Here is a 21,274-nt window from a genome sequence, read left to right on the forward strand (position 1 = left end):
CTTCAGAGTCCTACACTTGTAGACTTGGAGTCAGCGCGTGCCCTGCCTGGAGCCTGCCATGCCGCTTGTCCGTCGCTTTCCTGTTCGCTTCACTGCCCACTTTCCTGGCCGCTTTCCTTCGCGATTGCGCGCCGCCGCCATTGCCGCGCTGCTTCCCCTCTGCCTGCTTGCCTTCCAGCACGCCCAGGCCGCGCGCCAGCCCCCGGCGCCGGCGCAGGAACTGACGCGCCAGGCGGTGACCGCCTACGACGCCGGCGCCTTCGATTCGGCCTTGCGGGATTTCGCCAAGGCGGCCCAGCAAGGCAACCGGCTCGCGCAGTACAACTACGCCATGATGCTGCTGCGCGGCGAGGGCACGCCGGTGCGCCAGGAGGAGGCGCTGATCTGGCTGCACCGCGCGGCCGAGAACGACATGACGCAGGCCCAGTTCACCTTTGGCGAGATGTACGAGCACGGCGAGCTGGTGCCGCGCTCGCTGGAGTCCGCCAACCAGTGGTACCGCCGCGCGGCCGAAGGCGGCCATGTGCAGGCCCAGGTGGAACTGGCGACCAATTACTTCACCGGACGGGGCCTCGCGCGGGACTACGGCAAGGCCTTCGAGTGGTACACGCGCGCCGCCACGGCGGGCGACGGCGGTGCCCAGTACATCGTCGCCAGCTATTACGAGCGTGGCGAGCCCGGCGTGGTCGAGAAGGACATCGAACAGGCCAAGATCTGGTACGCCCGCGCTGCCGCGCACGGCGACCCCGGGGCGCTGGCCAAGCTGCGCTCGCTGATCGAGCAGGGACTGAAGGCAAAACAGGCTGGCGCGATGTAATGCTGCGGTAGTCTGGGCATGTTGCCATGCACGGGCGGCCGCCGCGGGCCGCAATCCGAGGTGCGCCGCCGGGGGCGGTACAACTCTTGCTTGAGACAACAACACGAAACCTGCGCCAATGGGAGGCACTAGTGGCAACACACGTCGCACTGAACCATGTCACCCACTACCGGTACGACCGGCCCGTGAAGCTTTCGCCGCAGGTGGTCAGGCTCCGTCCTGCCCCGCACTGCCGCACGCCGATCCTTTCGTATTCGCTGCGCATCGAGCCCGAGCAGCATTTCGTGAACTGGCAGCAGGACCCGTTCGCCAACTACCTCGCCCGGCTGGTGATCCCCGAGCCGACCACCGAGTTCAAGATCACCGTCGACCTGGTGGTCGAGATGGCGGTCTACAACCCGTTTGACTTCTTCCTCGAGCCCTACGCCGAGAACTTTCCCTTCACCTATGAGCCCGGCCTGGCTTACGAGCTGGCGCCCTATATGGTCAAGGGCGAACTGACGCCGCGCTTTGCCGCCTTCGTGGAGAGCATTCCGCGCAACAAGCAGACCACGAGCGATTTCCTGGTGGCCCTGAACCAGCGCCTGCAAGAGGACATCCGCTACCTGATTCGCATGGAGCCCGGCGTGCAGACGCCGGAGCAGACGCTTGCGACGGGCGCAGGGTCGTGCCGGGATTCCGGCTGGCTGCTGGTGCAGACGCTGCGCCACCTGGGGCTGGCCGCGCGCTTCGTGTCCGGCTACCTGCTGCAGCTGGCGCCCGACGTGAAATCCATCGACGGCCCCAGCGGCACCGACGTGGACTTTACCGACCTGCACGCGTGGTGCGAGGTCTACCTGCCGGGCGCGGGCTGGATCGGGCTCGACCCCACCTCCGGCCTGCTCGCCGGCGAGGGCCATATCCCGGTGGCATGCACGCCCGAGCCGGGCAGCGCGGCGCCGGTCAGCGGCGCGGTCGACGAGAGCGAGGTGACCTTCCACCACGAGATGTCGATCACCCGCATCTATGAATCGCCGCGCGTGACCAAGCCCTATACCGAGGCGCAGTGGCAGGCGGTGGCGGCCGTGGGCGCCGAGGTCGATATCCTGCTCAACGCGCAGGATGTGCGCCTGACCATGGGCGGCGAGCCGACCTTTGTCGCGGTCAAGGATCGCGATGGCGCGGAATGGAACACCGATGCGCTCGGCACCACCAAGCGCGCCTATGCCACCGAACTGGTGCATAAACTGCGCGCGCGCTATGGCAAGGGCGGCTTCCTGCACTTCGGCCAGGGCAAGTGGTACCCGGGCGAGCAATTGCCGCGCTGGGCCTTGTCGATCTGCTGGCGCGCCGACGGCCAGCCATGCTGGCAGGACCCGTCGCTGTTCGCCGATGAGCGCGAGCCGGCCGACTATACCGAGGCCGACGCGCGCCGCTTCCTCGATAGCCTGGCCACCCGCCTCGGGATCGACCCCGGTTTTGTGCAGCCCGGTTATGAGGACACCTGGTACTACCTCTGGCGCGAGCGCCGCCTGCCGGTCAACGTCGACCCGCTGGAGGCGCGGCTCGACGATGAGATGGAGCGCATGCGCCTGCGCCGCGTGTTCGATGGCGGCCTGGCGCGGCCCACCGGCTATGTGCTGCCGCTGCGCCGCACTGGCCTGGAAGATGGGCCGGCGCTGGCCGCCCACCGCTGGATCAGCGGGCCGTGGTTCTTCCGCGACGACCGCATGTACCTGCTGCCCGGCGATTCGCCGATGGGCTACCGCCTGCCTCTGGATGCCCTGCCCTGGGTCAGCGAGGCCGACTACCCGTGGCAGTTCGACCAGGACCCGTTCGCGGCGCGCTCGCCGCTGCCCACCGGGGCGCAGCTGCGCGCGCAGTTGCCAGGGCTTGCCGGCCAAGGCGCCGGGCCTGGCCAGGCTGCGGAGTTCCGCGCCAGCACCGCGGCCTACCCCGCACCCGGCTCGGCGGCGGCGACGCGTGCCGGGGCCAAGCCAGGGGCGGGCACGATCGGCGGCACGGGCGCGCCCGCTGCCCTGGCCGCGGACCTGGCGCGCGTGCCCGAGCGCGGCGAATCCGCGGGCTGGATCACCCGCACGGCGCTGTGCGTGGAAGTGCGCCATCCCAGCCGCGCCGCCGGTCCCAAGGCCGAGAAAGCGGCCGCGGGCGACAAGCGCGGCATGCTCTACGTCTTCATGCCGCCGCTGACCGTGCTGGAGGACTACCTGGAGCTGCTGGCGGCGGTGGAAGCCGCCGCAGCCGGGCTGGGCGTGAAGATCGTGCTCGAAGGCTACCCGCCGCCGCGCGACGTGCGCCTCAAGCTGCTGCAGGTCACGCCTGACCCCGGCGTGATCGAGGTCAACATCCATCCGGCCGCCAACTGGGACGAACTGGTCGACCATACGGAATTCCTCTACCAGGCCGCCCACGAGACCTACCTCAGCACCGAGAAGTTCATGCTCGACGGGCGGCACACCGGCACCGGCGGCGGCAACCACTTCGTGCTGGGCGGCGCCACGCCGGCCGACAGCCCCTTCCTGCGGCGCCCCGATGTGCTGTCCAGCCTGATTGCGTACTGGCACAACCATCCCTCGCTGTCCTACCTGTTCTCGGGCATGTTCATCGGCCCGACCAGCCAGGCGCCGCGCGTGGACGAGGCGCGCAACGACCAGCTCTACGAGCTCGAGATCGCCTTTGCCGAACTGCAGCACCAGCTCGACCGGCTCTCGGGCCCCGAGGGCGGGGTCGGCGCGCACATGCCGCCGTGGCTGGTCGACCGTGCGCTGCGCAATATCCTGATCGACGTCACCGGCAACACCCACCGCAGCGAGTTCTGCATCGACAAGCTCTACTCGCCCGACGGCCCCACCGGCCGCCTCGGCCTGCTGGAGCTGCGCGCGTTCGAGATGCCGCCGCATGCGCGCATGAGCCTGGTGCAGCAGTTGCTGCTGCGCGCGCTGGTGGCCCGCTTCTGGCGCGAGCCCTATCGCGCGCGGCTCACGCGCTGGGGCACGGAGCTGCACGACCGTTTCCTGCTCGGCACCTTCGTGCAGATGGATTTCGAGGACGTGCTCACCGAGATGCGCGAAGCCGGCTTCGCGTTCGACAACGCCTGGTTCGCGCCGCACTTCGAGTTCCGCTTCCCGCGCGTGGGCGAGCTTGCGGCCGGCGGCCTGTCGCTGACGCTGCGCACCGCGCTCGAACCCTGGCATGTGATGGGCGAGGAGGGCAGTGCCGGCGGCACCGTGCGCTACGTGGATTCGTCGCTCGAGCGCATCGAGGTGCGCGTGCTGGGCATGAACGACAGCCGCCATGTGGTCACCGTCAATGGCCGCGCGGTGCCGCTGCAGCCCACCGGGCGCGTGGGCGAGTTCGTGGCCGGGGTGCGCTACCGCGCCTGGGCGCCGCCGTCTGCGCTCCACCCCACCATTGCCTCGCATGCGCCGCTGACTTTCGACGTTGTCGACACGTGGATGGGGCGCAGCATCGGTGGATGCCAGTATCATGTTTCGCATCCGGGCGGGCGTAGCTATGAGACCTTCCCGGTCAATGCGTACGAGGCTGAGAGCCGGCGCCTGACACGCTTCTTCACGCTTGGCCACACGCCGGGCGTGATGCGCGTGGAACCGCCCCGGCGCAGCCTCGAGTTTCCGTTCACGCTGGATTTGCGACAACGCTGATCCGGCAGCCCCCAAAGCCGCGCCCCGTGTCTCTTCAGCCGTCCCTGCCTTTTGATGAAACCGCCCCTGCCGTCGACGCGGTGATGCACCGCGCGCGGCCGGTGCCGCCCGGGCACCTCGATGAACTGGGGGCATGCGGGGACGGGTTGCGCGAGCCCTGGGCACGCTTTTTCCAGATACTGGGCGAGGAGGGCGTCGACGGCCTCGACCAGCAGGCCGCCGCCATGGCGCGCCAGATCCGCGACAACGGCGTGACCTACAACGTCTACGCCGACTACACGGACAAGGCCGGTGCGCGCGCCTGGGCGCTGGACCTGCTGCCCTTCCTGGTGACCGAGGAGGACTGGCAGCGGATCGAGCGCGGCGTGGCGCAGCGCGCTGAGCTGGCCAATGCCATGGTGGCCGACATCTACGGGCCGCAGGCTTTGCTGTCCAAGGGGTTGCTGCCGGCCGGCCTGGTCTTCGGCCATCCCGGTTACCTGCGCCCGCTCAAGGGTTACCAGCCGCCGGGCGGCAACTTCCTGCATATCGTCGCGGTGGACCTCGCGCATACCTTGGAGGGTGGCTGGACGGTGATGGCCCACCGCACGGAGACGCCTTCTGGCATGGGCTACGCGCTGGAGAACCGCCTCATCATCTCCAGCCTGTTCGCCGATGCCTTTCGCGAGCTGCGGGTGCGGCGCCTGCCCGCCGCGTTCTCGCAACTGGTGGCCACGCTGGCGCAGCAGCCCGCGGCGCAGCCACCCGCGCCGGAATCCGCGGGCAACGCCGCCGCTTCGGTCAGCAAGCACATCGTGCTGCTCACCCCGGGGCCCTACAACGAAACCTATTTCGAGCACACCTTCCTGGCCCGCTACCTCGGCATCACGCTGGTCGAGGGCAAGGACCTGACGGTGCGCAACGACGTGGTCTACCTGAAGACGCTGGCCGGGCTGGAACGCGTCGACGTGGTGCTGCGCCGCCTGGACGACGCCTATTGCGATCCGGTCGAGCTGCGCCAGGATTCCACGCTCGGCGTGCCCGGGCTGCTGCAGGCGATGCGCGCGGGCAACGTGCTGGTGTCCAATGCGCCCGGCTCGGGCTTCCTGGAGACGCCGGCCATCCACGGCTTCCTGCCGGCCATTTCCCGCGCGCTGCTGGGTGAGGAGCTGCTGCTGCCGGGCGTGCCCAGCTGGTGGTGCGGCGAGGCCACGGCGCGCGAGGAGGCGCTCGGGGAATTCACCGAAGCCTTCCTGATGCCAACCTACCCGCGCGGCATGGCGCAGCCGTGGGAAGGCCCGCGCCTGGGCATGGAGCGCGGCCTGCAGCGCCTGGCGGACTGGCGCGAGCGCATCGAGCAGGTGCCGGATCTGTTTACCATCCAGGCCGACCTGCCGCTGTCGCACGCACCGCGCTGGGAAGGGCCGCATATTGGCTCGCGCGCCGCCATGCTGCGGGTCTACGCCATTGCCGACGGACGGGGTGGCTGGCAGGTGATGCCCGGCGGCTTCACCCGGCTCGCGGGCGAGGGGCAGCCGGCGGTATCGATGCAGCTCGGCGGCTCCAGCGTCGACACCTGGGTGCTGTCGAGCCAGCCGGCGCAGCCGGGCGGCACGCCGCAGTTCCCCATGGCCGGCGCGGCGCCCGGGCCGGCGGCCAAGCCGCTGGCGGTATCCAGCCGCGCCGCCGAGAACCTGTTCTGGGCCGGCCGCTATGCCGAGCGCGCGGAAAACAACGTACGCCTGTGCCGGCTGGTGCTGGGCTCCATCGAAAGCAGCGACGACCGCGACGACAGCGCGCTCGACGTGATCGGCGAACTGGTGCTCGCCTGCGGCCTGCTGCCGACCGGCGCCCCGCAGCCACGCGCCTCGCTGCGCGTGTTCGAGCGCAGCCTGGTGTCCGCGCTGGCGGAAAGCGCCGGCTGGACCAGCGTGGGCCAGAACCTGGCCAGCCACGTGCACGCCGCCACCGAAATCCGCAACCGGCTGTCCAACGATCACTGGCGCACCATCCTGGCCGCGCGCAACGATTTTGGCGATGCCATGGAGGCGGCGTCCGTTGGGAGCCCCAGCAGCTCCAGCAGCCCCGGCAGCCCCGGCGGTGACACGGGCAACTATGACCGCCCGCGCGTGCTGGCGGCGCTGGATCGCCTGTCCATGCAGCTCGCCGCCATCAGCGGCGCGCAGGGCGACCGCATGACCCGCGACGAAGCCTGGCGCCTGCTGTTTATCGGCCGCCATATCGAGCGCGTGGCCACGCTCTCGACCTTCCTGCGGGTGTTTGCCCACAACGGCGCGCTGCTGCACCGGACCTGCTTCGATCTGCTGCTGCACCTGTTCGACAGCACGCTGACCTTCCGCGCGCTGTACCCGGGCCGCTCCGATGTGCCCGCGCTGGTCGACCAGCTGGTGATCGAGCCGACCAACCCGCGCGGGCTCTACGGCTTGCTGGCGCGGCTGCGCGTCAAGCTCGGCCAGATCTCGCCGCCGGCCAGCCCGGCCGGCACCGGGCGCGTGCCACTGCCGCAATGGCTGCCCACCGTGGAGACGCTGCCCGGCTGGGAAGCACTATGCCAGCGCGGCACCGACGGGAAATACACCAATCTGGTGCAGCTATGCGAGCAACTGACCGACATGATGGTGCGTCTCTCGGACGAAATCAGTGCGCGCTACTTTAGCCATGCTGGCATGGCCGGCACCCGCGTCGGGGCGTAACCATGAGCGCAACCGTGAATGCCACCGTGAATGCCACCATGAATGCGGCGATGAGCCAGGCGCAAGACGTGGCCGAGCCCGCGCCAGGACGCGCGGCCTCCGTGCTGACGATTCATCACAAAACCATCTACGATTACTCCGCGCCGGTGGAGAACGCCCAGCAGCGCGCCGTGGTGTTTCCGGTGACCTGCCCGTGGCAGGCGGTGCACGCGCACAGCACGCAGATCGAGCCGCCGCCGTCGCACCAGCATGCGGACATCGACGCCTTCGGCAACAACGTGCTGTACTTCACCATCGACGTGCCGCACGACTATATGCAGCTCGCCTGCGAGAGCACGGTCAGCCTCACACCGCGCTGGGCGTCGCTCGACCCCGCCGCCAGCATGCCGTGGGAGACGGCGGCCGCCGCGCTGCGCTTTCGCGCCGGGCAGCCCTTCCTGCCGGAAAGCGAGTTCTGCTTCGCCTCGCCCAACGTGGCGCTGCATCCCGATCTCAAGGCCTACGCGCTCGCCAGCTTCGCGCCCGGCGTGCCCGTGGTGGCCGGCGCCATCGACCTGATGCATCGCGTGCACGCCGACTTCGAATACCAGACCACCGCCACCGAGGTCGATACCCCGGCGCTGCAAGCCTTCGGCCTGCGCAGCGGCGTGTGCCAGGATTTCGCTCAGGTCATGATCGGCTGCCTGCGCTCGCTCGGCCTCGCGGCGCGCTACGTCAGCGGCTACCTGTGCACCGAGCCGCCACCCGGCCAGCCCAGGCTGATCGGCGCCGACGCCTCCCATGCCTGGCTGGCGGTGTACTGCCCGCTGGCCGGCTGGATCGATCTCGATCCCACCAACGACGTGCTGGCCGACACCAGCCACGTCACGCTGGCGTTCGGGCGCGACTATAGCGATGTCTCGCTGCTGCGCGGCGTCATCGTGGGCGGCGGCGCGCACGATGTGGAAGTGGAGGTCAGCGTGCTGCCGGTCGAGTAGGCACCGCGCCGCGGTCAGCGGCTGGCAAGCCAATTGCTTGTCAATAGCCTGGGTTTGCCGAGAAATGGGGGAATCATCATGCTAAGCCGCACCGCCGACCACCTGTTCTGGATGGCCCGCTACACCGAGCGCGCGGAAAACACCGCCCGCATGCTCGACGTCAACTACCAGGCCTCGATGCTGCCGCAATCGCCCGAGGTGGCGCAGCAAGGCTGGCTGGCAATGCTCGACGTGACGGAGCTCACGCCGGTGTTCGCCGAGCACCACGGCGCGGTCGTGCACGAGGAAGTGATCGACTTCATGGTGCGCGACCTGAGCCACCCGGCGTCGATCATGTCCTGCCTGCGCGCCGCCCGCGAAAACGCCCGCGCCGTGCGCGGTGCACTCACCACGCCGCTGTGGGAGACCATCAACACCACCTGGCTCGATGTCCAGCAGATGGTTGCCGACGGCATCCTGCGCCACGATCCGGCGCAGTTCTTCGAGTGGGTCAAGTTCCGCTCCCACCTCACGCGTGGTGTGGAAGCCGGCACCATGCTCAAGGACGAAGCCTACTGCTTCATGCGGCTGGGCACCTTCCTGGAGCGCGCCGACAACACCGCCCGCATTCTCGACGTCAAGTTCCAGGCCACCGACCTCGGCCTGCAGCAGGACGACTTCTACCAGTGGGCCGCGGTATTGCGCTCGGTGTCGGGGCTGGAGATGTATCGCAAGGTCTATCGCTCGGTGGTCACGCCCGAGCGCGTGGCCGAGTTGCTGATCGTGCATCCGGATATGCCGCGGTCGCTGGCGGCCAGTTTGCGGGAGGTGGTTTCGTTGCTGGCGCAGGTGCGCAATGCGCAGTCAGTGGAGACGGAGCGGCGGGCGGGGAAACTGCATGCCGAGCTTAAATTCACCCGGATCGAGGATATTTTTTCTGTTGGGATTCATGGGTGGCTTAGTGATTTTCTTCGCAGGATCCATGAACTTGGGGGTGGGGTTAGTCGGGATTTTTTGATGAAGGGGGGATAGGGGGAGGGGGGGGGTAGGGGGTAGGGCTTTTGGGGGGCTTTTGCTGTTTCTTTGAGTGGTGTTGGTTTTTGGACCCAAGGGCCATACGACATCCCCCTGCGGGGGCTGCCGGTCACTCTTCTTTGCGTCGGCAAAGAAGACTAACGAGAAGAAAGCCGACCCTGCCGGGAGCAGAGCAATCGCGGGTGCTAGGGGTGCTGGTTTCGTCGTACGGCCACAGTTCTGCTGGCATCTGCCGGTACCGGTTTGACTGACCACGAACCTGCCAATTTCCGGGATTCGCAGTACGGCCCCCGGTAGCAGAATCCTTGCCCGTTCGCCAATCTGCCGTTACCGGCGCGCGCCATCACGACACATCGCCAGCCAATGGTTTCGTGGTGGGGCGGGCGCGGTGGTCAAGGCCTTGGGCATATCACCCTGGTGCCACCGCGCCCACGACGGAACCGGTGCGCTTGCAACTTCGTGGCCGGCCCCTCCGCGAGCGACAGACGGCTTGAGGCAAGTGATGTCTGCTACCGGGGGCCCCACCACGAATCCCGGAAGCTGGCTGGTTCGTGGCCAGTCAAACCGGTACCGGCAGATGCCCGCCAGCACTCCGGGCCGTACGACGAAATCATCGATGTTCGAAAGCCTTATTGCTCTGCACCCGGCAGGGTCGGCTTTCTTCTCGTTAGTCTTCTTTGCCGACGCAAAGAAGAGTGACCGGCAGCCCCCGCAGGGGGATGTCGTATGGCTCTTGGGTGCAAAGGCCAACGCCGATAGAGACGAGCCAACGAGCCCACACATCCGAGCCCTTGGGCCCAAAAGCCATCGCCGATCAAAAACCCCCTATCCCACCAACTCCTGATGTAAAGCCAAATACTCCAACGCCAACTTATGCCTAGGATCCAGATGAATCATCGGCATCGCATGCTGATGCGACTCCCGGATCTTCACCGACGACGACAACCGTGAATTCAACACCGGCAACCCTTCGCTGACCAGTTCCTCCACCAGTTGCAACGGCAAGGTGGCGCGCGGCTGGAACTGGTTGATCACGATCCCTTCGACTTCCAGGTCCGCGTTGTGGTCGTGCTGGATCTCTTTCACGTTGTCGAGCAGCGTGTAGAGCGCGCGGCGGGAGAAGTCGTCGCAGTCGAATGGAATCAGGCAGCGCTGGACGGCAATCAGCGCGGAGCGGGTGTAGAAGTTCAGCGCGGGCGGGGTGTCGATGTAGATGGCGTCGTACGCCGCTTCCAGCTCGATCAGCGCGTCGCGCAGCTTGTAGATCTTGTAGCGGGATTCGAGCTTGCCGTGCAGCGTATCGAGCTCGGGATGGGCGGGCATCACATCGAGGTTTTCGAACGGCGTGGCGTGGATGAACGCGGTGACATCCAGCGGCTTGAAGCTGTATGTGAGCGCGGTCTCGAAGAAATCGGCCACCGTCGGGGTGGCCTCGGCGGCGTGCGCGCCGAGCAGGTACTGGCTGGAGTTGCCTTGCGCATCGAGGTCGATGACCAGGGTGCGCAGGCCTTCGCTGGCACTGATGGCCGCCAGGTTGCAGACGATGGTCGACTTACCGACTCCGCCTTTCTGATTGAATACGACGCGCCGCATTTGAGCCCTTGGAGGTGAACGTTCCAAAGGAGAGAGGATACCTCAGCAAGGTGTCATTTCAACGGCCATGTCGCACGCCAGGCTATGTTTGTATCAGCCGCTTTTGCCGCGAGATGCTCATCAGGATCCCGATGCCCATGCCCAGCGTCACCAGCGCCGTTCCCCCGTAGCTCAGCAGCGGCAACGGCACGCCCACCACGGGCAGGATGCCGCTCACCATGCCCATGTTCACAAAGGCATAAGTGAAGAAGATCAGCGTGATCGACCCCGCCAGCAGCCGCGAGAACAGCGTCGGCGCGTTGGCCGCGATGTACAGCCCGCGGAAGATCAGCAGCAGGTAGAGCACCAGCAGCACGGCGTTGCCGATCAGTCCGAACTCTTCGGAGAACACCGCGAAGATGAAGTCGGTGTGCTTCTCGGGGATGAACTCGAGGTGCGTCTGCGTGCCCTTGAGCCAGCCTTTGCCGAACACGCCGCCGGAGCCGATGGCGATGATGGACTGGATGGTGTGGAAGCCCTTGCCGAGCGGGTCGGTGGTGGGGTCCAGCAGCGTGCAGATGCGGTGTTGCTGGTAGTCGTGCAGGATCGGCCAGTTCACGCCGGGAGCGCAGATATCGTGCTCGAAGCTGACGAGCGCGGTGATGGCGACCACCACGACGGCAAGCAGCGGCAGGATGATCTTCCACGACAGGCCGGCGAAATAGATCACGTAGAGGCCGGCTGCCATCACCAGCAGGCCGGTGCCGAGGTCGGGCTGCTTGGCGATCAGGCCCACGGGCACGCCGAGCAGCACCAGCGCCAGCACAAAGTCGAACCACCTGATCGAGCCCTCCCGCTTCTGGAAGTACCACGCCAGCATCAGCGGCATGGCGATCTTCATGATCTCGGAAGGCTGGATCACCATGCCGACGTAGAGCCAGCGCCGCGCGCCCTTGCGGATCAGGCCGAACATGGCCACCGCCACCAGCAGGGCCACGCCGACCGTATAGAGCGGCACCGCCACCCGCATCAGCGTCTGGGTTGGCAGGTAAGCGATGACCCACATCACCAGGTAGGACAGCAGGATGTTGCGCAACTGGTCCTCGACCCGGCCGGGCATGTCGATGGCGGCGGAGTAGAGCGCCACGATGCCGGTGGCGAACAGCAGGAAGACGATGAGCGCGAGTGGCTTGTCGAAGCCGGTCAGGGCCGTCTTGATGAACGATAGGACGCGGCGGCGATCCATGGCGCGTCTCCTTCAGCGTGAAGCGTTGCCGCCGGCCGCGGCGGGCGCGGTTGCCGGTTTGGCGCGGGGTTTCGAACTGGCGGGCGCCATGACGGGCGACGTGGCCGGGGCGGGGGGCGGCGCCGGGCGGCTGTGGCCGAGGGCCTGCGCCATGCGTTGGTCCAGCGTCTGCACCGCCGAGGCGGGCGGGATGGCGGCGGGGTCGATCACCGGCGCCACCACGGCAGAGGCGGCCGTGGCGGAAGCGCCGGCGCGGGCTGCCACCCGCGCTGCCGGCACGCTGGCGCCTTCGCTGGTGGCGGCGGCTTCGCTCGCGCCCATGACGGTGGCGCTGGCGATGCTGGCGGTGTGGCCGGTGGTAAACACGCTGGGCGTATCCACGGGCGGCTTGCCGCCGGCGCGTTCGGACGCGGGCGGGGCGATGTTCGCCAGTTCTTCCGGCCACTTGCCCGTCAGATAGTAATCCATCACCTTGCGTGCGATCGGCGCGGCCACGGCGCCGCCGAAGCCGGCGTTTTCCACGATCATCGCCAGCGCGATCTTCGGGTTGTCGGCGGGCGCGAATGCGGTATAGAGCGCGTGGTCGCGCTTGCGCTCGTCCAGCGCGTGGTGGTTGTACTTCTCGTTCTTGCCCATGGTGAAGGTCTGCGCCGTCCCGGTCTTGCCGGCGGACTCATAGGCGGCGCCGGCAAACGCGCGGGCGGCGGTGCCCGAGTGCGTCACGCCGACCATGGCGCGCTTGATCACGTCGATATCCGACTGCTTGAGCGGCAGGCGGTAGCTTTCCTTGGGCACGGTGAGCTCGCGCTCGCGGCTGACCGAATCCTCCACCGCTTTGACCAGGTGGGGCTTCATGGCGATGCCGTTGTTGACCAGGATGGAGGTGGCGTTGGCCAGCTGCAGGATGGTGAAGCTGTTGTAGCCCTGGCCGATCCCCAGCGAGATGGTCTCGCCGTCATACCATTTCTGCTGCTCGGGCTTGCGGTAGGCGCGGCGCTTCCAGTCGGTGGAGGGCAGGATGCCGCGGCTCTCGCCTTCGATGTCGATGCCGGTGATCTGGCCAAAGCCCAGCGGCTTCATGAAGTCGTGGATGCCGTTGACGCCCATGTCGCGCGCCAGCATGTAGTAATAGGTGTCGCACGACTGCACGATGGAGGCGTTCATGTCCACCCAGCCGTGGCCGCCTGGCTTGTCGTCGCGGAAGGTATGGTTGCCCAGCGTGAACGAGCCCGGATCGTGGAAGCCCCAGGCCGCCGTGCGCTTGCCGGTGGTGAGTGCCGCCAGCGCCATGAACGGCTTGTAGGTGGAGCCGGGCGGGTAGGTGCCGCGCAGCGGGCGGTTCAGCAGCGGCTTGTCGGGCGAGCCGTTGAGCTCGTTCCAGGTATTGGTGTCGATGCCTTCGACGAACAGGTTGGGGTCGTAGGTCGGCTTGGAGACAAAGGCCAGGATGTCGCCCGTGGCCGGCTCGATCGCCACCAGCGCGCCGCGCTTGTCGCCAAACAGCGCCTCGGCCAGTTGCTGCAGGCGGATGTCGAGCGACAGGATCAGGTTGTTGCCGGGCGTGGCGGGGGAGGTGGACAGCGTGCGGATGGGGCGTCCGCCCGCGCTTACTTCCACTTCCTCGAAACCGGTCAGGCCGTGCAGCTCGGTCTCGTAGCTTTGCTCGATGCCGATCTTGCCGATGTAGTTGGAGCCCTTGTAGTTGTCGGCGTCCTTGCGCGGATCGTATTTGGCGCCCTCGGCGCTGTTGGCCTCGTCCATGGCCTCGATGCGTTCCTGGTCGCGCTGCGAGATGCGGCCCAGGTAGCCGATCACGTGCGAGGCGGACTCGCCCATCGGGTACTGGCGGAACAGCCGGGCGCGCACGTCGACGCCGGGAAAGCGGAAGCGCTGGGCGGAGAAGCGCGCCACTTCCTCGTCGGTGAGCTGGCTGCGGATCGGCAGGCTTTCGAAGCTGCGTGACTCTTCCATCAGGCGCTTGAAGCGGCGGCGGTCGCGCGGCTGGATGTCGATCAGCTGCGCCAGTTCCTCGATGGTGTTGTCGAGCGTGTCGGACAGCTTGGACGGGGTGATTTCCAGCGTGTAGGCGGAATAGTTGCGCGCCAGCACCACGCCGTTGCGGTCCATGATGATGCCGCGGTTGGGCTCGATCGGCGCCACCGAGATGCGGTTGTCCTCGGCCTTGGCCGAGTACTGGTCATGCTTGTACCACTGCAGCCACAGGAAACGGCTGAACAGCAGGCCGAAGCAGATCACGGCAAACAGGCCCGCCGCCGCTACGCGGATGCGGAAGCGGCCGAGCTCCTGTTCGACATTGCGTATTTCGGTCATGGTACTGCGTCAGCCTTGCGGTTTGCCGCGCCCCCCAGGGGGCGCGGCGGGACTTCGGTTGGGGTAAAGCGTCAGATTGGGCGGGTTTCGTCCACGTCGGCACTGCGGCGCTGCGGCGCCAGCAGCATGCCGGTGGCCAGCGGCCACAGCAGCGCTTCGATGCCGGGCGCCAGCAGCAATTGCCAGCCGGGCAGCGGCGCGCCCATGGCCAGGCGGATCAGCACCGGCACCGCGTGGGCGATAAACAGGAGCGGCAGCACGTGCAGCGCCTGGGTATAGACCGTGAACCACAGCACGCGGCGATGGATGGTGATGGCGAAGTACGCCAGCAGCGAGTAGGCCATGGCGTGCTCGCCCAGCAGGCGCGCGTCATGCACGTCCATCAGCAGGCCGAGCGCGAAGGCCACACCCATGCCGACCTTGCGCGGCTGGTGGATGTTCCAGAACACCAGCACCAGCGCCACCATGTCGGGCACCCACAGCGTGGTGCCCCAGGGCATCAGGTTGAACAGGAAGGCCAGCACGAAACTCAGCGCGATAAACGCGGGGTTGACCGGGCGCAGCAGGTATTGGGGATTGGTCAACGCTTGGGCTCCTTGGCAGGGGCGGGCTTGTCGGCGGGCTTTTCCGCCGGCTTTTCGGCCGGCTTGTCAGCAGGCTTTGCGGCAGGTTTGTCGGCGGGCTTCTCGGCCGGCCGCTCTCCTGAGCGTTCGGCATCCCGGACACCCGGGCGGTTCGCCCTGACGCTTCGCGCTTCCTTGGCGTCGCGCGGGCCGTCGATGGACTCGCGCGGCGGCAACTGCGCTTCGTAGCGGATCACCAGCAACTGGCGGTGCGAACGCACGCCGGCCACCGGTTCGCAGTACACGCGCGAGAAGGCGGTATCGGCCTTGCGCTCGATCTGGACGATCTTGGCCACGGGCAGGCCTGGCGGGTAGGTGCCGTCCAGGCCAGAGGTCACCAGCAGGTCGCCCTGCTGCAGGTCGGCCGAGGCGGCCATGAAGCGCAGGTCGAGCAGGCCGGCGCGGGCGCCGCCAAAGGCCACGCTGCGCAAGCCGTTGCGCACTACCTGCACGGGAATGGCCTGCTCCTTGTCGGTCAGCAGCGTGACTTCCGACTGGAACGGCGAAACCCGCGTGATCTGGCCGATCACGCCGCGTTCGTCGATCACGGGGTAGCCCGCGCGCAGGCCATGCTGGCTGCCGCGGTCGATCACGATGCGCTGGCTGTAGGGGTCGCGGGCGTCGTACAGGATCTCGGCCGCCGTCACCGGCGTGGCCGACTGCTGCACCAGGCCAAGCAGCTTGCGCAGCTGGTTGTTCTCGGCTTCGAGCTGGGATTGGCGCACCGAACCCTCGGCCTCGGTCACCATGCGGCGCTTGAGGTCGCGGTTCTCGCTGGCGAGGGTGGCGGATGACTGGGCGTAGTCGAAGGTGGCGCGCAGCGCGTCGCGCGGCACCAGCACCGTGCGTTCCACTGGCATCAGCACGGTGGCGGCAACCTGGCGGACCACGCGCAGGGCGTCAAAGCGCGCATCAACGATGAGCAGCGCCAGCGCGATCGTCACATAGAAGACGAGGCGCGCAACGGCGGAAGTGCCCTGCTTGAAGAGCGGCGGCGGAGTGTAATCCATTTACCCGTGCGCTGGCAGAAAGGTCCCCCGGTGCCACAGGCACGACCGCGCCGCGGCACGCCAGCCGGAGTGGCTGGGGCGTCGCGGCGCGGTGTGGTGCACGGGGACTGGCGGGGTCGGGAGGGTAGCGCGGCGAGGCGCTGCCCCGACCAGGTAGTCCGGCAGGCCGCGTCGCGCCACGTGCGAATCCTCTGCTTACGCTTTATTCGTAAGAAAAGATGCTGCCGAGCTTGTCCATGCGCTCGAGCGCCATGCCGGAGCCGCGCACCACGCAGGTCAGCGGGTCTTCGGCGACCAGCACCGGCAGGCCGGTTTCCTCGGCCAGCAGGCGATCCAGGTCGCGCAGCAGCGCGCCGCCGCCGGTCAGCATCATGCCGCGCTCGGCGATGTCCGCGCCGAGTTCCGGCGGGGTCTGTTCCAGCGCGATCTTGACGGCCGACACGATCTGGTTGAGCGGATCGGTCAGGGCTTCCAGGATTTCGTTGGACGACACCGTGAAGGCACGCGGGATGCCTTCGGACAGGTTGCGGCCCTTGACTTCCATTTCGCGGACTTCGGAGCCGGGGAAAGCCGAACCGATGGCCTTCTTGATGGCTTCGGCGGTCTGCTCGCCGATCAGCATGCCGTAGTTGCGGCGGATGTAGTTGACGATGGCTTCGTCGAACTTGTCGCCGCCCACGCGCACCGAGCCCTTGTAGACCATGCCGCCCAGCGAGATGATGCCCACCTCGGTGGTGCCGCCGCCAATATCCACCACCATCGAGCCCGACGGTTCCGACACGGGCAGGCCGGCGCCGATCGCGGCCGACATCGGCTCCTCGATCAGGTACACCTGGCTGGCGCCGGCGCCCAGCGCCGATTCGCGGATGGCGCGGCGCTCGACCTGGGTCGAGCCGCAGGGCACGCAGATGATGATGCGCGGCGAGGGGCGCAGCAGCTTGGTGTCGTGCACCATCTTGATGAACTGCTTGAGCATCTGCTCGGTGACCGTGAAGTCGGCGATCACGCCGTCTTTCATCGGGCGGATCGCTTCGATGTTGCCCGGCACCTTGCCCAGCATCTGCTTGGCTTCCTTGCCCACCGCCTGGATCGTCTTCTTGGCGTTGGGTCCGCCTTCCTGGCGGATGGCGACCACGGACGGCTCGTCAAGGACGATGCCCTTGTCACGCATATAGATCAGGGTGTTGGCGGTGCCGAGGTCGATCGCGAGATCGTTGGAGAAGTAGCTGCGGAGAAATCCGAACATCAGGAATCCTGTTTTCTGGTGGTTCGCGAGTATGCGAAGTGGCCGGCGCCGCTGCGGGGCCAGCCACGATATTCATAGCGACGGGTAGTATTAAGGCCCCCGGTCGTCCGGTGGGGCCGGCGCCGTTGCCAGTCCGCGTTGTCATCCGCTGCGAACTGCCAGGGCCAGGGCCGCCAGCCAAGGCCGCTTTGCCAGGTGGCGAAAGCAGCCTCTACGGGAACCTTTGATTAGACCACGCGCGAAAGTTCGGTGGAACGGCGCTGCAATTACAAATTAATTGCTGGCGGGGGCGGCCTAATCGGAGGAACCTGTCTGTCATCCCTTGGGTGCCTTCAAGCCCGCGCCGGCGCGGGCCACGCGGCCAGTGCCGGCTGGCCCGGGTGCCGGAGTACGCCGCCGGGCGTCCCGCCGGTGTGTCCCGCTGGTGTGTCCCGCCGGGGTGTCCCAAAATGCTCCGGAGGAGGCGGTTTTGCACCAATGTGACGAAGGCGCGGCCAAAGGATGGCAACGCGCAATGATACCTTATAATTCCCCCTGTTTCGGGGGCTTCTTCCTCGAAAAAACCTGTAACTTTGACGATTCCCGGGCGCTCCCGGCAGCACTTGCCCGGCCCGCCCCGGCCGCGCCCGCATCGCCTTTCGCACCGACCCCAAGCCATGGCTCTCGACCTATCCGACGTCAAGCGCATCGCCCACCTTGCCCGCATCGAAATCAACGATGCCGAGGCCGGGCAGACGCTTGTGCAGCTCAATCAATTCTTCTCCCTGGTCGAACAGATGCAGGCGGTCGACACCACCGGCATCGTGCCGCTGGCCCACCCGCTGTCCGCGGTGCGCGAGATGTCGCAGCGGCTGCGCGACGACGTGGTCACCGAGCCCAGCCGCCGCGAGGACTACCAGCGTCCCGCCCCGGCCACCGAAGGCGGCCTCTACCTGGTGCCCAAGGTCATCGAATAAAGGTCAGACGCACCCCGGCCCTCGACCCAGCGGCTGCGCCGCGCCGCCTCCAGGCCGCGCCGGCAGCCATCACCTGCCAAGCCAAGCCAAACCGACCGACATGCCCTTTTCCGCAACTTCCGTGACCTCCCTGCGCGAGCTTTCCGACGCGCTGGCGGCACGCTCCGTCTCCGCCGAAGAACTGGCGCGCGATTACCTGGCCCGCATCGAGCAGGCCGGCGCGCTCAACGCCTTTGTCGACGTCAACCCCGAACTCACCCTGGCGCAGGCCCGCGCCGCCGACGCGCGCCGCGCGCGCGGCGAAGCCGGCCCGCTGACCGGCGTGCCGATCGCCCACAAGGACGTATTCGTCACCCGTGGCTGGCGCGCCACGGCGGGCTCGCGCATGCTGGCCAACTACGAAAGCCCGTTCGACGCGGCCGTGGTCGAGCGCCTCGCCGCCGCCGGCATGGTCACGCTGGGCAAGACCAATATGGATGAGTTTGCGATGGGCTCGTCCAACGAGAACTCGCACTTCGGCCCGGTCAGGAACCCCTGGGACGCCAGCCGCGTGCCGGGTGGCTCCTCGGGCGGCTCGGCTGCCGCCGTGGCCGCCGGCCTGGCGCCTGCCGCCACCGGCACCGACACCGGCGGCTCGATCCGCCAGCCGGCCTCGTTCTCCGGCATCACCGGCATCAAGCCTACCTATGGCCGCGTGTCGCGCTACGGCATGATCGCCTTCGCCTCCTCGCTCGACCAGGGCGGCCCGATGGCGCACACCGCCGAGGATTGCGCCATGCTGCTGGGCGGCATGGCCGGCTTCGACGAGCGCGACTCCACCAGCGTCGCGCCCGCCCTGGGCGGCGTCGACGAGGACTACACCCGCCTGCTGGGCCAGGCACGGGTCGGCGCCAGCGCCAGCAAGCCGCTGTCAGGGCTGCGCATCGGCCTGCCCAAGGAGTATTTCGGCAAGGGCCTGGCAGCGGATGTGGAGCAAGCCGTGCGCGCGGCGCTTGCCGAGTACGAAAAGCTGGGCGCCACGCTGGTCGAGGTGTCGCTGCCAAAGACCGAGCTGTCGATCCCCGTGTACTACGTGATCGCGCCGGCCGAGGCATCGTCCAACCTGTCGCGCTTTGACGGCGTGCGCTTTGGCCATCGCGCCGCCGAATACCGCGACCTGATGGACATGTACAAGAAGACCCGCGCCGAAGGCTTCGGCCCCGAGGTCAAGCGCCGCATCATGGTGGGCGCCTATGTGCTGTCGCACGGCTACTACGACGCCTATTACCTGCAGGCACAAAAGATCCGCCGCATCATCGCTGACGATTTCCAGCGCGCCTTCACCCAGTGCGACGTGATCATGGGCCCGGTGGCGCCCACGGTGGCGTGGAAGCTCGGCGAAAAGAGCGCGGACCCGGTGCAGATGTACCTGGCCGACATCTTCACGCTGTCGACCAGCCTGGCCGGCCTGCCCGGCATGAGCGTGCCCTGCGGGCTGGGCGAGGGCGGCATGCCGGTTGGCCTGCAGCTGATCGGCAACTACTTTGGCGAGGCCGAGCTGCTGCAAACGGCGCACGCCTTCCAGCAGGCAACGGACTGGCATCTGCGCCGGCCCGCGCAGGTATGAGCGCAGCGCGCTGGCTGTCCCGCATCGTGCTCGGCATCGGGCTGGCCGCCGCACTGGCGGCCTGCATCCCGCTGCCGCGCTTTGGCGGCAAGCCCCCGCCGATTGCCAGCCGCGACATCGACCTCGCTGGCGATTGCCGCCGCACCGAGGAAGACGGCTTTCGCGAGGATGCACAGGTGCGCGTGGCGGCTAACACCGTGCAGCAACTGTCATGGAAGCTGTGGGTGGGCAAGCGCGGCTCGTGCAGCTTCAACCTGGCCGAATTCCGCCAGACCCAGAAGAAGCCGCATATCGAGCTGCGCGCCAACGACGGCAGCGCCTGCAAGCTGATGATCTGGCAGGATCCGCGCCGGGTCACGCTCGCGCACGCCAATTGCGAAGCGCGTTGCTCGCCGGGCATCTATGAAGAAGCCTGGCCGGTGATGTTCGAGCCTGGCGGTGGCGGCTGCGCGCAGACTCGATGAACCCGCTCGACGCCATGTCCCAAGCCGCCCACGGTCGCATCGCCGCTCGCCTGAAGGCCTTCAGCCTGGGCGCGTGCGCCTTGCTGCTGGCAAGCCACGCCGTGCTGGCGCAGGCTTCCATGCCGGCGGCCGGAGAGCGCGCCATGCCGGCGGCGCAGACGGTGCGTTTCCCGGGCGCCGACGGCGGCCAGCCGCTCAGCGGCTACTGGTTCGTGCCGCAGCGCAGCGCCGCGGCCCCGGTCCCGGCCGTACGCGTGGTGATTGCGCTGCACGGCTGCGGCGGCCTGCACCGCAGTGGCGGCGCGGATGCGGCAGCGCTCCAGAGCCGTTACCGCGAGTACGTGCAGTGGCTGACCGCGCGCGGCTACGCGGTGCTGCTGCCCGACAGTTTCGGCCCGCGCGGCAAACCGGACGGCATCTGCACCGAACGCCTGGACAGCCGCGACATCGACGATGCCACGCGGCGCGGCGATGTGCTGGCGGCGCTGCAGTGGCTCGCGCGGCAGCCCGGCGTGGACACCGCGCATATCGTGCTGCTGGGCTGGTCCAACGGCGCGCAGGCGGTGCTCAGCGCCATCGACGCCAGCCGCGACTGGCCGGCGGGCGCACCGGCGATCGAGCGCGCCGTGGCTTTTTACCCGGGCTGCAAGAGCGCGGTGCAGCGGCATGAGTACCGCCTGCGCACGCCCCTGCTGCTGCTGACCGGCGGCGCCGACGACTGGACCCCCGCCACCCGCTGCGCCATGCTGCGCGAGGCGGTCACGGCGCGCCAGCCGGATGCGCGTTTTCGCCTGGAGATCTACCCCGGCGCGTATCACGGCTTTGACGGCACCGAGCCGCTGCGGGTGCGGCGCGATGTGCCTAACGGCTCGCGTTACGGCCAGGGCGTGACCGTGGGCGGCGACCCGATCTCGCGCGATGCGGCGCTGGCGCAACTGGATTCATGGCTGGCCAGCCCGAATCCATGAAAGAACACGTAGTCATACATAGCCAAACATAGCTATACATAGCCACACGTAGCAAACAAGTAGCAACACATACAGCACACGAACAGGAA

At 67.8% G+C, this 21,274-nt stretch carries 15 protein-coding genes; 9 read left to right on the forward strand and 6 right to left on the reverse strand.

Annotated elements, in window-relative coordinates:
* Positions 1–58 precede the first annotated feature (58 nt).
* The 5 genes from ACX12D_RS00700 (at position 59) to ACX12D_RS00720 (ending at position 9,160) form a co-directional block, all read left to right on the forward strand.
* The gene (locus tag ACX12D_RS00700; protein ID WP_459372539.1) at positions 59–817 is read left to right on the forward strand and encodes a tetratricopeptide repeat protein; all 759 of its coding nucleotides are present in this window, start codon (positions 59–61) and stop codon (positions 815–817) included.
* A 131-nt stretch (positions 818–948) separates the two neighbouring features.
* Complete coding sequence (locus ACX12D_RS00705; protein WP_459372540.1) at positions 949–4,479, forward strand: transglutaminase family protein; 3,531 nt, start codon at positions 949–951, stop codon at positions 4,477–4,479.
* Between the two features lie 26 nt (positions 4,480–4,505).
* Complete coding sequence (locus tag ACX12D_RS00710; protein WP_459372541.1) at positions 4,506–7,172, forward strand: circularly permuted type 2 ATP-grasp protein; 2,667 nt, start codon at positions 4,506–4,508, stop codon at positions 7,170–7,172.
* A gap of 50 nt (positions 7,173–7,222) precedes the next feature.
* Complete coding sequence (locus tag ACX12D_RS00715; protein ID WP_459373892.1) at positions 7,223–8,149, forward strand: transglutaminase family protein; 927 nt, start codon at positions 7,223–7,225, stop codon at positions 8,147–8,149.
* A gap of 78 nt (positions 8,150–8,227) precedes the next feature.
* Entirely contained in the window at positions 8,228–9,160 is a 933-nt protein-coding gene (locus ACX12D_RS00720; protein WP_459372542.1) for an alpha-E domain-containing protein, read from the forward strand.
* Between the two features lie 828 nt (positions 9,161–9,988).
* On the opposite strand, the gene ACX12D_RS00725 is transcribed toward ACX12D_RS00720, so the two are convergent.
* The 6 genes from ACX12D_RS00725 to ACX12D_RS00750 all read right to left on the reverse strand — a co-directional run bounded on the left by ACX12D_RS00725 (position 9,989) and on the right by ACX12D_RS00750 (position 17,191).
* Positions 9,989–10,756 (reverse strand): ParA family protein, encoded by a 768-nt coding sequence (locus ACX12D_RS00725; protein ID WP_459372543.1) that lies wholly within the window; start codon positions 10,754–10,756, stop codon positions 9,989–9,991.
* A gap of 82 nt (positions 10,757–10,838) precedes the next feature.
* Positions 10,839–11,981, reverse strand: coding sequence for a rod shape-determining protein RodA (gene rodA / locus ACX12D_RS00730; RefSeq protein WP_459372544.1), 1,143 nt, complete (start codon positions 11,979–11,981; stop codon positions 10,839–10,841).
* Positions 11,982–11,993: 12 nt separating this feature from the next.
* Positions 11,994–14,312 (reverse strand): penicillin-binding protein 2, encoded by a 2,319-nt coding sequence (mrdA, locus tag ACX12D_RS00735; protein WP_459372545.1) that lies wholly within the window; start codon positions 14,310–14,312, stop codon positions 11,994–11,996.
* A gap of 71 nt (positions 14,313–14,383) precedes the next feature.
* Complete coding sequence (gene mreD, locus ACX12D_RS00740; RefSeq protein ID WP_150992634.1) at positions 14,384–14,896, reverse strand: rod shape-determining protein MreD; 513 nt, start codon at positions 14,894–14,896, stop codon at positions 14,384–14,386.
* Positions 14,893–15,945, reverse strand: a complete 1,053-nt coding sequence (gene mreC, locus ACX12D_RS00745; protein WP_459372546.1) for a rod shape-determining protein MreC — start codon at positions 15,943–15,945, stop codon at positions 14,893–14,895. The genes mreD and mreC overlap by 4 nt, the downstream gene beginning before the upstream one ends.
* A gap of 202 nt (positions 15,946–16,147) precedes the next feature.
* A complete protein-coding gene (locus ACX12D_RS00750) occupies positions 16,148–17,191 on the reverse strand; it encodes a rod shape-determining protein (protein ID WP_035859663.1) in 1,044 nt (347 codons plus the stop codon).
* A 656-nt stretch (positions 17,192–17,847) separates the two neighbouring features.
* Here ACX12D_RS00750 and gatC point away from each other — a divergent pair.
* From gatC to ACX12D_RS00770, 4 genes are all read left to right on the forward strand, one after another.
* The gene (gatC, locus tag ACX12D_RS00755) at positions 17,848–18,147 is read left to right on the forward strand and encodes an Asp-tRNA(Asn)/Glu-tRNA(Gln) amidotransferase subunit GatC (RefSeq protein WP_441640157.1); all 300 of its coding nucleotides are present in this window, start codon (positions 17,848–17,850) and stop codon (positions 18,145–18,147) included.
* Positions 18,148–18,247: 100 nt separating this feature from the next.
* On the forward strand, positions 18,248–19,753 hold the full coding sequence (gatA, locus tag ACX12D_RS00760; RefSeq protein ID WP_459372547.1) for an Asp-tRNA(Asn)/Glu-tRNA(Gln) amidotransferase subunit GatA: 1,506 nt from the start codon (positions 18,248–18,250) through the stop codon (positions 19,751–19,753).
* Entirely contained in the window at positions 19,750–20,217 is a 468-nt protein-coding gene (locus ACX12D_RS00765; RefSeq protein WP_459372548.1) for a hypothetical protein, read from the forward strand. Before gatA ends, ACX12D_RS00765 begins: the two co-directional genes overlap by 4 nt.
* Positions 20,214–21,185 carry a dienelactone hydrolase family protein gene (locus ACX12D_RS00770; RefSeq protein WP_459372549.1) on the forward strand — a complete coding sequence of 324 codons (972 nt, stop codon included), beginning with the start codon at positions 20,214–20,216 and terminating at the stop codon, positions 21,183–21,185. Before ACX12D_RS00765 ends, ACX12D_RS00770 begins: the two co-directional genes overlap by 4 nt.
* The last annotated feature ends 89 nt before the right edge of the window (positions 21,186–21,274 follow it).

The sequence above is a fragment of the Cupriavidus sp. PET2-C1 genome (assembly GCF_054515855.1).